The sequence below is a fragment of the Streptomyces sp. NPDC059897 genome (assembly GCF_042730865.1).
Lineage (GTDB): Bacteria > Actinomycetota > Actinomycetes > Streptomycetales > Streptomycetaceae > Streptomyces.
The window spans coordinates 1-13,860 of record NZ_JBHWKQ010000022.1; the positions used below are offsets into that span (position 1 = coordinate 1).

The 13,860-nt window shown below is 71.6% G+C and carries 12 protein-coding genes; 9 read left to right on the forward strand and 3 right to left on the reverse strand.

Features of this window, described 5'->3' with window-relative positions; genetic code table 11:
• Window positions 1–214: 214 nt before the first annotated feature.
• The 3 genes from ACFV9W_RS23400 to ACFV9W_RS23410 all read left to right on the forward strand — a co-directional run bounded on the left by ACFV9W_RS23400 (window position 215) and on the right by ACFV9W_RS23410 (window position 5,070).
• Window positions 215–2,713, forward strand: coding sequence for a beta-glucosidase (locus ACFV9W_RS23400; RefSeq protein ID WP_385763940.1), 2,499 nt, complete (start codon window positions 215–217; stop codon window positions 2,711–2,713).
• Between the two features lies 1 nt (window position 2,714).
• On the forward strand, window positions 2,715–4,310 hold the full coding sequence (locus ACFV9W_RS23405; RefSeq protein ID WP_385763942.1) for a carboxylesterase/lipase family protein: 1,596 nt from the start codon (window positions 2,715–2,717) through the stop codon (window positions 4,308–4,310).
• 91 nt (window positions 4,311–4,401) lie between these two features.
• Entirely contained in the window at window positions 4,402–5,070 is a 669-nt protein-coding gene (locus tag ACFV9W_RS23410) for a DedA family protein (protein ID WP_385763944.1), read from the forward strand.
• A 55-nt stretch (window positions 5,071–5,125) separates the two neighbouring features.
• On the opposite strand, the gene ACFV9W_RS23415 is transcribed toward ACFV9W_RS23410, so the two are convergent.
• Window positions 5,126–5,653 (reverse strand): gamma carbonic anhydrase family protein, encoded by a 528-nt coding sequence (locus ACFV9W_RS23415; RefSeq protein ID WP_385763946.1) that lies wholly within the window; start codon window positions 5,651–5,653, stop codon window positions 5,126–5,128.
• A gap of 126 nt (window positions 5,654–5,779) precedes the next feature.
• Between ACFV9W_RS23415 and ACFV9W_RS23420 the strand changes: the two genes are divergently transcribed.
• Window positions 5,780–6,523: an acyltransferase gene (locus ACFV9W_RS23420; RefSeq protein ID WP_385763948.1), complete on the forward strand. Its 744-nt coding sequence runs from the start codon at window positions 5,780–5,782 to the stop codon at window positions 6,521–6,523.
• A 24-nt stretch (window positions 6,524–6,547) separates the two neighbouring features.
• Window positions 6,548–7,855 carry an MFS transporter gene (locus ACFV9W_RS23425; RefSeq protein ID WP_385763950.1) on the forward strand — a complete coding sequence of 436 codons (1,308 nt, stop codon included), beginning with the start codon at window positions 6,548–6,550 and terminating at the stop codon, window positions 7,853–7,855.
• 761 nt (window positions 7,856–8,616) lie between these two features.
• On the opposite strand, the gene ACFV9W_RS23430 is transcribed toward ACFV9W_RS23425, so the two are convergent.
• Window positions 8,617–9,483, reverse strand: coding sequence for an EamA family transporter (locus ACFV9W_RS23430; RefSeq protein WP_385763952.1), 867 nt, complete (start codon window positions 9,481–9,483; stop codon window positions 8,617–8,619).
• Window positions 9,484–9,605: 122 nt separating this feature from the next.
• Between ACFV9W_RS23430 and ACFV9W_RS23435 the strand changes: the two genes are divergently transcribed.
• Together ACFV9W_RS23435 and ACFV9W_RS23440 are read left to right on the forward strand one after the other, a co-directional pair.
• Window positions 9,606–10,178 (forward strand): helix-turn-helix domain-containing protein, encoded by a 573-nt coding sequence (locus ACFV9W_RS23435; RefSeq protein ID WP_385763954.1) that lies wholly within the window; start codon window positions 9,606–9,608, stop codon window positions 10,176–10,178.
• A 43-nt stretch (window positions 10,179–10,221) separates the two neighbouring features.
• Entirely contained in the window at window positions 10,222–10,782 is a 561-nt protein-coding gene (locus tag ACFV9W_RS23440; protein WP_385763956.1) for a YbaK/EbsC family protein, read from the forward strand.
• A gap of 15 nt (window positions 10,783–10,797) precedes the next feature.
• Here ACFV9W_RS23440 and ACFV9W_RS23445 read toward each other — a convergent pair whose 3' ends face one another.
• Window positions 10,798–11,787, reverse strand: a complete 990-nt coding sequence (locus ACFV9W_RS23445; protein WP_385763958.1) for a LacI family DNA-binding transcriptional regulator — start codon at window positions 11,785–11,787, stop codon at window positions 10,798–10,800.
• Between the two features lie 215 nt (window positions 11,788–12,002).
• Between ACFV9W_RS23445 and ACFV9W_RS23450 the strand changes: the two genes are divergently transcribed.
• Both ACFV9W_RS23450 and ACFV9W_RS23455 read left to right on the forward strand, forming a co-directional pair.
• Window positions 12,003–12,899, forward strand: a complete 897-nt coding sequence (locus ACFV9W_RS23450) for a carbohydrate ABC transporter permease (RefSeq protein ID WP_385763960.1) — start codon at window positions 12,003–12,005, stop codon at window positions 12,897–12,899.
• Between the two features lie 5 nt (window positions 12,900–12,904).
• Window positions 12,905–13,837 carry a carbohydrate ABC transporter permease gene (locus tag ACFV9W_RS23455; RefSeq protein WP_385763962.1) on the forward strand — a complete coding sequence of 311 codons (933 nt, stop codon included), beginning with the start codon at window positions 12,905–12,907 and terminating at the stop codon, window positions 13,835–13,837.
• Window positions 13,838–13,860 lie beyond the last annotated feature (23 nt).

The window sequence follows — 13,860 nt, forward strand, 5'->3', positions numbered from 1 at the left end:
GACCCCGCGGCGTCCCCCCAGCTCAACCACCGGGGCCGGGCGTGGGCCCCCCCCCGAATCCGGTCGGCGCCCCTCGCGTTTCTTGTTCGATCCGTTGACACGAGTCAACGACAGTCATAGTTTCCGCTTCGGTTTTGCGGTGTCTAACGATGCGTCAAGTCCGTTTTGTCGCACAGTGCGTTTAGTGCTCGAACGCAACGAGGAGAGACAGCCCATGCCCCACAGCGGAAACAGCGCGGACGAGGTCTCCAGACGCGCGGCCCTGCGCCGGATGGGCGGCGCGATCATGGTCGCCGCCGCCGTCACCACCGGCCTCCCGGGCCCCGCGCGGGCGGCCGCCCCGCCCGCCCGCGGCGCCGGACCGCGCGTCGAGTCACTGCTCGGCAAGCTGACGCTCGACGAGAAGCTCACCTTCCTGCACGGCGCGCAGGACCCGGACGACCTCGGCCAGGCCGGCTACATCCCCGGCGTCCCCCGCCTCGCCGTCCCGCCGCTGCGCCTCGCCGACGGCCCCGCGGGCGTCCGCGTCCACAAGCACGCCACCGCGCTGCCCGCCCCCGTCCTCCTCGCCTCCTCGTTCGACCCGGCGCTCGCCCGCCGCTACGGAGAGGTCATCGGCCGCGAGGGCCGGGCGCTCGGCCAGGACGTGCTGCTCTCGCCGATGGTCAACCTGATCCGGACGCCGTACGCGGGCCGCAACTTCGAGACGTTCTCCGAGGACCCGCTGCTCTCCGCCGACATGGTCACCGAGGAGATCGGCGGCATCCAGGACGCGGGCCTGATCGCCACCGTCAAGCACTTCGCGCTCAACAACCAGGAGAAGCACCGCACTTCGGTCGACGTGCGGGCCGACGGGCAGACCATGCACGAGCTGGAACTGCGCGGCTTCGAGGCCGCCGTCCGGGCCGGCGCCGGCTCGGTCATGGGCTCGTACAACAAGGTCAACGGCACCTACGCCTGCGACAACAAGGAGCTGCTCGGTGGCATTCTGCGCGATCAGTGGCACTTCGCGGGCTGGGTGATGACCGACTGGTACGCCGCGCACACCACCGTCGCCGGAATGGCCGCGGGCCTCGACATGGAGATGCCGGGGGAGGACGCGTTCGGCGCCGCGCTGAAGAAGGCCGTCCGGGACGGCACGGTGCCCGAGGCGCAGGTGGACAGGGCGGTGCGCCGCATCCTGTCGGTGATGGACCGTTTCGGGCTGCTCGGCGGGAAGGTGCCGCCCAGGCCCGGCCGGGACGCGGCGGCGGGCGCGGCCGTCGCCCTCGACGTCGCCAAGGCGGGCGCGACCCTGCTGCACAACCGGGACCGCACCCTGCCGCTCCCCGAGGGCGGCTCCGTCGCCGTACTCGGGCCCACCGGCTACCTCCCGTTCGTCAGCGGCGGCGGCAGCGCGCACGTCGTCCCCGACCACGCCGAGAGCCCGTACGGGGCCATCAAGTCCCGGGCGCGCAAGGGCGGTTCGACCACCTACGCGCTCGGTGCCGACATCTACGGCAAGGCCCTGCCTGGCGGCGCGCTCGCCCCCGCGGCCGACCTGGAGGAGCGGCAGGTCGCGGCCGGGAAGACCTGGTCGTACGACGGGACGCTCACGGTCGACGAGTCCGACGACTGGACCTTCGTCATCCATCACTCGGGCGAGCGGCCCAAGGTGCTGCTCGACGGCACCGAACTGTTCCCCAAACTGCCCGGCAGCGCCGAGCACTTCAGCGGCGGCCTCGTCTCCGCCGCACCGGACGGCCTCTCGGTGCGCCGCAAGTCCCTTGACCTGGCGGCCGGTTCGCACCGGCTGAAGATCACGGCGAAGGGCGGCGCCAAGGGGCAGACGTTCCGGCTGCGCCGGGTGACCGGGGCGACGCGGGCGGCGGATGTCGCCGAGGCCGTCCGGGCCGCGCGCGGCGCCGACGACGTGGTGCTCTTCGCCTACGAGGACGCGACCGAGGGCTCCGACCGCACCTCGCTCGCGCTCCCCGACCACCAGGAGGCCCTCATCGCGGCGGTGGCGCGGGCCAATCCCCGTACGACGGTCGTGCTCAACAGCTCCTCCGCGATCACCATGCCGTGGCTCGACCGGGTCGGCGCCGTGCTCCAGATGTACTACCCCGGCCAGGAGGGCGCGGCCGCCACCGCCGCCGTCCTGTACGGGGACTGCGACGCCGGGGGCCGGCTCACCCAGTCCTTCCCGACCTCCGAGGCCACCCACCCGATGTCCGGGGACCCGCGCCGCTACCCGGGCGTGAACCGCGTCGAGGAGTACTCGGAGGGCATCCACCTCGGCTACCGCTGGTACGACGCGCAGCGCGTGGAGCCGCTGTTCCCGTTCGGGCACGGCCTGTCGTACACCTCGTTCGCGTACGAGGGGCTGAGTGCGCGCTGGGCGTCCGGGGGCGGCCTGGACGTGGGTTTCACCGTGCGCAACACGGGGCGGCGGGCGGGGATCGCCGTGCCGCAGGTGTACGTCGGCCCGTCGCCGGATCTCGAAGTCGACCAGGCCGTACGGGTGTTGGGCGGGTACCGCCGGATCGAGCTTGAGGCGGGGGAGCGGCGGCGGGTCACCGTGCGCGTCGCGCCCCGCACGCTCTCCTCGTGGGACGGCGAGCGGCACGGCTGGGTCCTCGGCACCGGCAGGCGAGCCGTATGGCTCGGCGCATCGGCCGGTGACCTGCTCCAGCGCACGGACGTGGTGATCGAGCGGAAGAGGGGGAAGTGACATGAGGCGCGGTCGAATACGTGTGGTGCTCGCGGCCGTGGTGGCGCTGACCGCCGCGGCCCTGCTGCCCGCACACGCCACCGAACGGTCCGAGGACCCGCTGGCGCGCACCACCTCCGGCTGGGTGCGCGGCGAGCACACCGGCGAGGGGCGGCAGTTCCTCGGCATCCCGTACGCCGAGCAGCCCGTCGGCGAGCTGCGCTGGCGGGAGCCGCGTCCCGCACAGTCCTGGCGCGGCGTGCGCGACGCCACCGCCTTCTCCAACAGGTGCGTACAGGCGTCGAGTTGGGACCCGGGATACGAGAAGCCGACCCACACGGAGGACTGCCTCGACCTGAACGTGTACGCGCCGGACGGTTCGGCGGGGCGGCCCGTGATGGTGTGGCTGCACGGCGGCGGGCTCACCGCCGGCGCGGGCGCCGACATCGTCCCCGACACCTTCGCACGGCGCACCGGCACGGTCGTCGTCACCGTCAACTACCGCCTCGGAGCAATGGGTTTCCTCGCGGCGGCGGGCCTCGACAAGCAGGCGTCCGACGGGGTCTCCGGCAACTTCGGCCTCCAGGACCAGCAGCAGGCGCTGCGCTGGGTGCGCGCCAACATCGGCTCCTTCGGCGGCGACCGGGACCGCGTGACGATCGCCGGCGAGTCCGCGGGCGGCCGCTCGGTGTGCACCCAGCTCGCGTCGCCGACCGGGCGCGGCCTGTTCCGGGCGGGAATCATCCAGTCCGGCGCGTACGGGGACTGCGCGGCCCGCGCACACCGTGCCGCCATCGCCGAGGGAGCGCGGTTCGCGGAGAAGGCCGGATGCGCCGCGGCGGCGGACACGGTCGCGTGCCTGCGTGGCAAGTCGGCCAAGGAGATCCTGGACGCGCAGGCCGGATTCGACTGGGCGCCCGTGACCGGCGGCCGCTTCCTGCCCGAACAGCCGGCCGCCGCGATCGCCGCGGGCCGCTCGGCGAAGGTGCCCGTCCTCAACGGCGCCAACAAGGACGAGGGCACCCTCTTCGCGTACGGCGCGTACGACGGCCAGGGCAAACCGCTCACCGCCGAGGCCTACCCGAAGGCGCTCACCGACACCTACGGGAAGACGACAGGGGAGCAGGCCCTGCGCGCGTACCCCCTCTCCGACCACGCGTCACCCACCCACGCCTACGCCGCCGCCCAGGGCGACCAGCTCATGGCCTGCCCGGCACTCCGCCTCGACGAGCGGCTCGCGGGGAGCGGGCCGCCCGTCTACGCGTACGAGTTCGCGGACCGCACCTCACCGCCGTTCGCCTCGATCCGGGAGGCGGGCAGGACGTTCGACTTCGGGGCCACGCACGTCAACGAGGTGCAGTACCTCTTCAAGCACTTCGGCCTCGACTCCCCGCTCGACGCCGAGCAGCGGGCGCTCGCCGACCGGATGGTGCGGTACTGGGGCTCCTTCATCAGGGGCGGCCCCCCGAAGGCCGACGGCGCGCCCGCCATGCCCGACCAGCGGCGGGCACCGGGACAGGTGTTGTCCCTGAGGACGGCCGGTGTGGGCGGGATCACGCTCTCGACGGACGTTCATCGTGCGCATCACTGCACCTTGTGGGACGCGGCGGCGTCATAGGGAGCAGGTAGGCTGCCCGGCGTGCGCGTACCGGAGGGGAGCGCGCGCCGGGCACAGGCAAGAAATCTGGTGGGTACGGGAGGCGACGTCGATGCACGTCCAGGCATGGCTCGACACGATTCCGGCGGTCGCCGTCTACGCCCTGGTGGCCGGGGTGATCGGAGTCGAGAGCCTCGGCATCCCGCTGCCCGGCGAGATCGTGCTCATCTCGGCGGCCCTGCTGTCCTCGCAGCACGGCGACGTCGACCCGTTCGTCCTGGGCGCCTGCGCCAGCGCGGGCGCCGTCATCGGTGACTCCATCGGGTACGCGATCGGCCGCAAGGGCGGGCGCCCACTGCTCGCCAAGATGGGCCGCAAGTTCCCCAAGCACTTCGGTCCCGGACATGTCGCCACCGCCGAGCGGTCCTTCGAGAAGTGGGGCATGTGGGCCGTCTTCTTCGGCCGCTTCATCGCCCTGCTCCGCATCTTCGCCGGACCGCTCGCGGGCGTCCTGCACATGCCGTACTGGAAGTTCCTCATCGCGAACGTCCTCGGCGGCGTGGTCTGGGCCGGCGGCACGACCGCCGTCATCTACTACGTCGGCGTGGTCGCGGAGGACTGGCTCAAGAGGTTCTCCTACGTGGGCCTGGCCATCGCCGTCCTGATCGGCATCGGTTCGATGCTCCTCGTGAAGCGCCGCGCGGCGAAGATGGCGGCGGAACACGAGGAGAAGGCCGCCCCTGAGGTGGAGCCGGTCAGTTCCAGCCCCTCCGGCGTTTGAGGAGCGGGGTCCGGGGCAGAGCCCCGAGACCGCAACCCCGTCGCAGGCTGAAGGCTTACCCGTGCACACCCCTGTGCACCTTCGCCAGCCCCACATAATGCGTCCCGTTGAGCGTCACCATCTCCCGCTCCTCCGCGGACAGCTCACGCCGCACCTTCGCGGGGACGCCCGCCACCAGTGACCCGGGCGGAACCACCATGCCCTGCGGCACGAGCGCCTGCGCCGCGACCAGCGAACCCGCCCCGATCACCGCGCCGTTGAGCACGGTCGCCCCCATCCCGATCAGGCAGTCGTCCTCGACGGTGCAGCCGTGCAGCACCGCGTTGTGGCCGACGGAGACGCGCTCGCCGATCGTCGCCGGGAAGCCGAGGTCGACGTGGACCGTGCAGTTGTCCTGGATGTTGCTGTCGGCGCCGAGCGTGATCGGCTCGACCTCGGACCGCAGCACCGCGCCGTACCAGACGCTCGCCCCCGCGTGCAGCGTGACGTCGCCGATCACCACGGACGTCGGGGCGACGAACGCCTCCGGGTCGACCTTCGGTTCCTTGTCACCGATGCCGGTGACGAGTGCCTCGTGGGACATGAGGTCTGTGCTCCCTACGTGTCGTACGTGTCATGCATGCGTCGCGCCAAGGGAAAGGTACCCGTGGGGCGAAGATCACAGGTCGTCGAGGTGGGGGTGGTCTGTACGCGTGGGTAACGTGACGCCGTGCCGAAGAAGCGGAACGACAAGGGTGGGCCGGCGCACCGGCTCGTACAGGCCGGCTGGCGCTGGGTGCAGCGCAAGGGCGCGGTCACCGCGCGGCAGCCCGGCGGGCACCGGTTCGGCGCGATCGGGCACGGCACGAAGCTCGCGTTCCCCCAGGGCACGGTGTTCGGCGAACCGTGGATCCGGCTCGGCGCGCACTGCATCATCGGCGAGCAAGTCACCCTGACCGCGGGCCTGATGCCGGACCTCGACCTCGGCCAGGACCCCATCCTGACCCTCGGCGACGGCGTCGTGATCGGCCGCGGCAGCCATGTCATCGCCGATACGACGGTGCGGATCGGCAGCGACGTCTACATGGGCCCGTACGTCTACATCACCTCCACCAATCACTCGTACGACGATCCGCACGAGCCCATCGGCAAGCAGTGGCCCCGGATGGAACCGGTCGAGATCGGGCCCGGCTGCTGGATCGGCACCGGCGCCGTGATCCTGCCGGGCGCCCGCATCGGCCGGAACGTGGTGGTCGCGGCCGGGGCCGTGGTGCGCGGTGAGGTGCCCGACCACGCGGTGGTCGCGGGCGCGCCCGCACGCGTCGTACGGAGCTGGGACGCGGAGTCCGGCTGGCAGCCGCCGCTCAGGACGCCGGCGCCGCGGGCGATACCCGAGGGCGTCACGCCGGACCAACTGCTCGCTCTGTCCGAACTCGACGACGGCGCCTGGGACACTGAACCCCGGACCAGATAGATGTAGCGAGCAACCAGGGAAGCCGTGGACACGAGCGAGACGAGCGACGACAGCAGAACCACCGGCGGCACCGACGGCGCGGAGGCCGAGGCCAAGCCGCGCGGCTGGCGCCGCTGGGCCATGGACACCCGGCCCCTGCGCATCCCCGCCTACCGCCGCCTGTGGTCCTCGACCATCGTCACGGCCGTCGGCAGCCAGCTCACCGCGGTCGCCGTGCCCAAGCAGATCTTCGACATCACCGGGTCCTCGGCGTGGGTCGGCGCAGCGAGCATGGCGGGACTCGTGCCGCTCGTCGTGTTCGCGCTGTGGGGCGGCGCGATCGCCGACCACATGGACCGCCGCAAGCTGCTCCTGATCACGAACTCCGGCATCGCCGTGACGTCGGTGCTGTTCTGGATACAGGCGATATCCGGGCTCGACTCGGTGGCCGTCCTGATGGTGCTGCTCGCGATGCAGCAGGCGTTCTGGGGCCTCAACGCGCCGGCCCGCAACGCGTCCATCGCGCGGCTCGTGCCAGAGAGCCAACTGGCGGCCGCCAACGCGCTCGGCTCGACGGTCATGCAGACCGGCCAGGTCGTCGGCCCGCTCCTCGCCGGTGTCCTCATCCCCGTCATCGGGCTGCCGGAGCTGTACCTGATCGACGCGGTCGCGCTGTGCGTCACCGTGTGGGCGGTGTACCGGCTGCCGTCCCTGCCGCCGTTGGTCGCGGCGGCGACGAAGCGGGCGGGCGTGCGCGAGATCGTCGACGGCTTCCGCTACATGTCCACGCACAAGGTGCTGCTGCTGTCCTTCCTCGCGGACATCATCGCGATGGTGTTCGGCATGCCGCGCGCGCTGTTCCCGCAGCTCGCCGATCAGACGTACGCGCCGTACGGGGAGGGGCTCGCGCTCGGGCTGCTGTTCGCGGCGATCCCGATCGGGGCGGTGCTCGGGGGACTGTTCTCCGGGACGTTCTCGCGGGCGAAGCGGCACGGGTGGATGGTGATCGGGGCGATCGTGGCGTGGGGCCTCGCCATCACCGGGTTCGGGCTGAGCGGGAGTCTGTGGCTCGCGGTCGTCTTCCTCGCCCTGGCCGGAATCGCGGACATGGTGTCCATGGTGTTCCGCGGGGCGATCCTGTTGTCGGCGGCGACGGACGAGATGCGGGGCCGTATGCAGGGGGTGTTCACAGTGGTTGTCGCGGGCGGGCCGCGTCTGGCGGATGTGTTGCACGGTTCGGCGGGGTCGGCCTTCGGTGCGCGGTCGGCGGTCGCCGGGGGAGGCCTGTTGGTGGTGCTGGCGATGCTGGTTCTGGCCATGGCGGCGCCTGCGCTGCGCCGCTACCGCGTCTGACCCGTCTGTTTCCCGCGGCGCCGTGGCTTGTGCGCCTACCCGTGCCCGGCGCCGAACCGGCCCTGTGCACGCGGCAGCGTGGCTTCTCGCTTCGCCGGGGCCGGGGTCGTCGTTCCTGTTGCGCGGCAGCGTGACTTCTCGCCTCGTCGGGGCCGGGTCCGTCGTTCTTGTTGCGCGGCACCGGGGGCCGCCTTGCCCACCCTGCCGCCCTAGGCGGCAGATTGCCCAAGGCGGGGCGGCACCTTGCCGTCACGGGTGGGGGTCCGGGGCGGAGTGGCGGGCTGCCCAAGGCGGGGCGGCACTCTCCCGTCACGGGTGGGGAGCCGTGGAGGATGGCGGATTGCTTCCGGGCGGGGCGGCACTCTCCCGTCACGGGTGGGGAGCCGTGGTGGGTGGCGGATTGCTTCCGGGCGGGGCGGCCCTCAGCGTCACGGGTGGGGAGCCGTGGTGGCGGCAGATTGTGCAAGGCGGGTGGCGGTTGACCGTCATGGGTGGGGAGTCTTGACGGGGGCAGGGTGCCCGAGGCGGGTGGGGTCGACCGTCATGGGTCGGGAGCTGTCCTGGCGGCAGATTGCTCAAGGCGTTGGCCGGCACCCCGTGAGGCCGAAGCCCCCGGAGGGGGCGGGTGGGTGGGAGATGGGCGGTGGTACGGGGCGGAGCCCCGAGGGTGCGACGCCGGTTCGGCAATTTCAGCCCCGCCGGCGATTGAGGCGCGGGGTCCGGGGCGGAGCCCCGGGAGCGGAACCACGTCCGCCGAAACATCAACCCGATGCCAACAGCACCGTTCCCACCAGCGCCAGCCCCGCCCCCGCCGCCTGCACTCCCCGCAACCGCTCACTGAGCACCGCCCGCGCGGCGAGCGCCGTCACCACCGGGTACGACGACGCCAACACCGCCGCCACGGTGACCGGCCCCGCCTGAGCGGCCAGCGAATACGTACCGTTGGCCGCCACATCCGCGAGCCCGACGAACGCCAACGCCGGCAGCGACGCCCGGATGAGCCGCCAGCCACCTTCCTCCGGCAGCACCCGCCCACCCCGCTTCCAGGACACGTACAACGCGCCCCCGCCCGCCAGGACGTTCGTCACCCGCTGCACGAACAGCGCGAGGAAGAGCCCGGTGAGCGTCGTGGACGCCTCCGCGATCAGCGCCATCACCGCACCGAACCCGAACGCCGCGAGCAACGTGAGCAGCACCGCCTGCCGCTGCACCGGCGCGCCCCTGAACTGCGGCCCACCCGCGAGGACCACTCCCACGACGGCGACCAGGATGCCCGCGAACTGCAGCACCCCCGGCCGCTCCCCGAGCACGAGCCCGACCCCCACCGGCACCGCGACCCCGACCGAGCCGAGCGGCGAGACGACCCCCATCGGCCCGAGGGCGAGCGCCTTGTAGAAGGCGAGCATGGCGACCGGTCCGACGAGCCCCGCGGCGACGGCGAACCACAGCTGCGGCCCCGCCTCCGAGAACGCGCCCGTGGCGACGACGACCACGCCGAGCACGACCACGGCGATCGCCTGCGAGACGACGACCACGGTGAGCGCCGGGGTGCGTCGCGTCAGCAGCCCGCCCCCGAAGTCGGCCAACCCCCACATGAGACTCGTGGCCAGGGCGAAGAGTGCTGTCATGCCGAACCTCGCAGTACAGTTTGCTGGACGCTTTGGTGCACCACACCGTAGTTCAACAAACTGAACACTGTCATCCAAAATAATGTCCCGCAGTCTCTATCAGTCTCTATCCTGGACGGAACGTGGCGGATCTCGATCTCCTGAACCAGGCGCTCGCGCGCAACGTCAAGCACTGGCGGTCCGAGCGCGGCTTCACCCTCGACGCGCTCGCCGCCCGCGCGGCCGTCAGCCGCGGCATGCTCATCCAGATCGAGCAGGCCCGCACGAACCCCAGCATCGGCACCGTCGTCAAGATCGGCGACGCGCTCGGCGTCAGCATCACCACGCTGCTCGACTACGAACAGGGCCCCAACGTCCGCATCGTGACGGCGGATCAGGCCGTACGCCTGTGGCACACGGACGCCGGCAGCTACAACCGGCTCCTCGCCGGAACCGAGGCCGAGGGCCCGCTGGAGATGTGGGACTGGCGGCTCGTCCCCGGTGAGGGCAGCGACTCCGACCCGCACCCGCAGGGCACCGTCGAACTGGTCCATGTCACGGCCGGCGAGCTGACCCTCGTCGTGGACGGCGCCCCGCACGCGGTGCCCGCGGGCGCCAGCGTCTCGTTCGAGGCGAGCACCGGGCACTCCTACCGCAACGACGGGACCGAGGACGTTGAAATGATCATGGCCGTGTCGGTGCCTTTCGTACGCTGAGACGCCCGGTCGGCGCCGGGGCGGCGGCTGTTAGCGTGCCGCCATGCGCGCACCCATCGGAACCTTCGACCACGTCCTCGCGGCCCCCGACGCCCTCGACCTCCTCACCCGGCCCGTGGCCGACGCCGTCCGCGCCTGGCGCGGCACCGTGCCCGCGCAGGACCTGATCCACGTCGACACCGATCCCGAGTGGGCCGACACCGCGACGTTCGTCGAGCACTACGGCCCCGACCTGCTCGCCACCTCCGCGAACTGCGTCGTCGTCGCGGGCAAGCGCGGCGGCGAGACCACCCTCGCGGCGTGCGTCGTGCTGTCCGCGACGAAGCTCGACGTCAACGGCGCGGTGCGCCGCCAACTCGGCGCCCGCAAGGCCTCGTTCGCCCCGATGGACACCGCGACCGGCGAGTCCGGCATGGAGTACGGCGGCATCACCCCGATCGGCCTGCCCGCCGACTGGCCGGTTCTCGTGGACGCGGCCGTCGTCGACCTCCCGCACGTCCTCATCGGCAGCGGCACGCGCCGCGGAAAGCTGATCGTGCCGGGCAAGGCGCTCGCCGAACTCCCGGGCGCCGTCGTGGTGGAGGGCCTCGGCGTCACGGTCTGATCCGCCCGGCGGGGCTCACCCCCGCCGCGCCTGCGCCGTGCTCTCCCGCACCACGAGCCGCGTCGGCACCAGCGTCGTGCCCTGTTCCGCCTCGCTCTCCCGCACCTGGCGCAGCGCGCTCTGGACGCAGCGCCGGCCGACCTCGGCGAAGTCCTGGTGGACCGTGGTGAGCGGGGGCTGGTACGAGCCCGAGTCGGGGATGTCGTCGAAGCCGATGACCGACACGTCCTCGGGGACCTTGCGCCCGCGCTCCTCCAGGGCCCGCAGCAGTCCGAGTGCCATCTGGTCGTTCGCTGCGAACACCGCGGTGCAGTCGGCCTGTTCGGCCAGGCGCAGGCCCGCGCGGTAGCCCGACTCGGCCGACCAGTCGCCCCGTACGAGCGGCGGGACGGCGCGGCCCGCGTCCTCAAGTGCCGCGCGCCAGGCGCCCGTTCGGCGTTGCGCCGCGAACGACTCGGAGGGGCCCGCCAGGTGCCAGACCGTGCGGTGGCCGAGGTCGAGAAGGTGGCGCACCGCGTCGCGGGTGCCGCCCGCCTGGTCCGTGTCCACCACCGCGTACCGGTCGCCCGCGTCGGAGTCGGCGACCACCACCTTCACGTGTGGCGGCAGGGAAAGGCGCGCCGAGTCGAGCAGGTGGACCTCCATGATGACGATGACCGCGTCGACGGCCAGCTCGCCGAGGCGGGAGAACGCGCCGCGCACCTCGTCCTGCGTGGGCACCGCGACCGGGAGCAGCGTGACCGCGTAGCCCTCCTGGGCGGCCGAGGTGGCGATGGCCTCCAGCGTGCGCATGTTGCCCGTCGTGGACAGCGTGAACGTGATGACGCCGATCGTGCGGAAGTCGCCCCGCTTCAGCGCCCGCGCCGCGCTGTTGGGCCGGTAGCCGAGCTCCTTCATCGCGGCGAGGACCCGCTCGCGGGTCTCCTCGTTGACGCCGGGGAAGCCGTTCGAGACGCGGGACACCGTCTGGGACGAGACGCCCGCGACGCGGGCGACGTCGGCCATCGACGCGTTCTGTGTACGGCGCCTGCCGCGCTGGGGGGCGCTCTCCTGGGTTGTCACCGTGTCCCTCACCGACTCTTGACCGTCCTCCTCGGGGCAGTGTAGACATGCCGCCACCGAATGTTTACGCAAACATAACAGCTGCCGGGCCCTTCACGCCCAAGGATGTTTACGCAAACATCGCGACCTGTGATCCACGGACGAGTGAGGGACGCGAGATGACCACGCTGCAACCGCCGGTCGCCCTGGGGCGGCGCCGCTCGTGGACGGGCTGGGGGTTCATCGGCCCCTTCGTGCTCGTCTTCGCCCTGGTCTTCCTGGCGCCGCTCGCCTACTCGGTCCACCTGAGCCTGTTTCGTACACAACTCATCGGCGGCACGACCTTCGTGGGCCTGGAGAACTACCAACAGGCGCTCCAGGACGCCCAGTTCTGGGCCGGGGTCGGCCGCGTCGGGCTCTTCCTGCTGATCCAGGTGCCGGTCATGCTGGGCATCGCCCTGCTCGTCGCCCTCGCCATCGACAGCGGCCGCCTCTACGGCAAGGACTTCTTCCGGATCACCGTCTTCCTGCCGTACGCGGTCCCCGCCGTCGTCGCGACCCTCATGTGGGGCTTCATGTACGGCACCCGCTACGGCCTGGTCGGCGACCTGGGCGACGCGTTCGGCACGAAGCTGCCCGACCCGCTCTCCGCCGACCTGGTCCTCGCCTCTCTCGGCAACATCGTGACCTGGGAGTTCGTCGGCTACAACATGCTGATCTTCTTCGCCGCGCTGCGCGTCGTACCGCACTCCCTGTACGAGGCGGCCGAGATCGACGGCGCCGGGCAGTGGCGCGTCATCACCGCCATCAAGCTCCCGGCGATCCGCGGCGCCCTCGTCATCGCCACGATCTTCTCGATCATCGGCAGCTTCCAGCTCTTCAACGAGCCGGCCATCCTCCAGAAGCTCACCCCGAACGCGATCACCACGGACTACACCCCGAACTACTACACGTACTCGCTGTCCTTCGCGGGTCAGCAGCAGAACTACTCCGCGACGGTCGCCATCGTCATGGGCGTGATCACGATGATCGTGGCCTACGTGGTCCAGCTGCGCGGCATGCGCAAGGGAGCGTGAGCGTGATGACCACCACCACCTCCGTGCGGACCTCCGCACCGCTCAAGTCCGCGGCCCCGCGCCTGCGTTCACCCCGCCGACCTTCGATGTCACGCCGTCCGCGACGCAGTGTCCTGCTGACCGTGCTCACGGGCGTCGTCCTCGTCTACAGCCTGCTGCCGCTGGTGTGGCTCCTGATCAGCGCCACCAAGTCGCCGCAGGGCCTGGCCCGTTCCTTCGGCCTCTGGTTCGACTCGGACTTCGACCTCTGGCACAACATCGCCGAGACCTTCACGTACCAGGACGGCGTCTTCGGCCGCTGGCTCCTCAACACCCTCCTGTACGTGGTGGTGGGCGCGGGCGGCGCCACCTTCCTCGCGGTCCTCGGCGGGTACGCGCTCGCCAAGTTCGCCTTCCCGGGCAAGCGCGCCGTGTTCGCCGTCGTCATCGGAGCGGTCGCGGTGCCGGGCACGGCGCTCGCGGTGCCCACGTTCCTGATGTTCAGCAAGATGGGCCTCACCGACACCCCGTGGGCCGTCGTCATCCCGTCGCTGATCTCGCCGTTCGGCCTCTATCTGATGTGGGTGTTCGCCACCGAGGCGATCCCCACCGAGCTGATGGAGGCCGCCCGCATCGACGGCGCGAGCGAGCTGCGCACCTTCTTCCAGGTCGCGCTGCCGCTGCTCGCGCCCGGCACCGTCACCGTCCTGCTCTTCACCACGGTCGCGACCTGGAACAACTACTTCCTGCCGCTGATCATGCTGAAGGACCCCGACTGGTACCCGCTCACGCTCGGCCTCGACTCCTGGAACAAGCAGGCGCAGACGGCCGGCGGCGAGGCCATCCCCCATCTCGTGCTCACCGGCTCGCTGCTCACCATCGTGCCGCTGATCGCCGCGTTCCTGCTGCTCCAGAAGTACTGGCAGTCCGGTCTCTCCGCCGGAAGCGTCAAGGAGTAGACCCCGCTCACCCCACCCTCCGT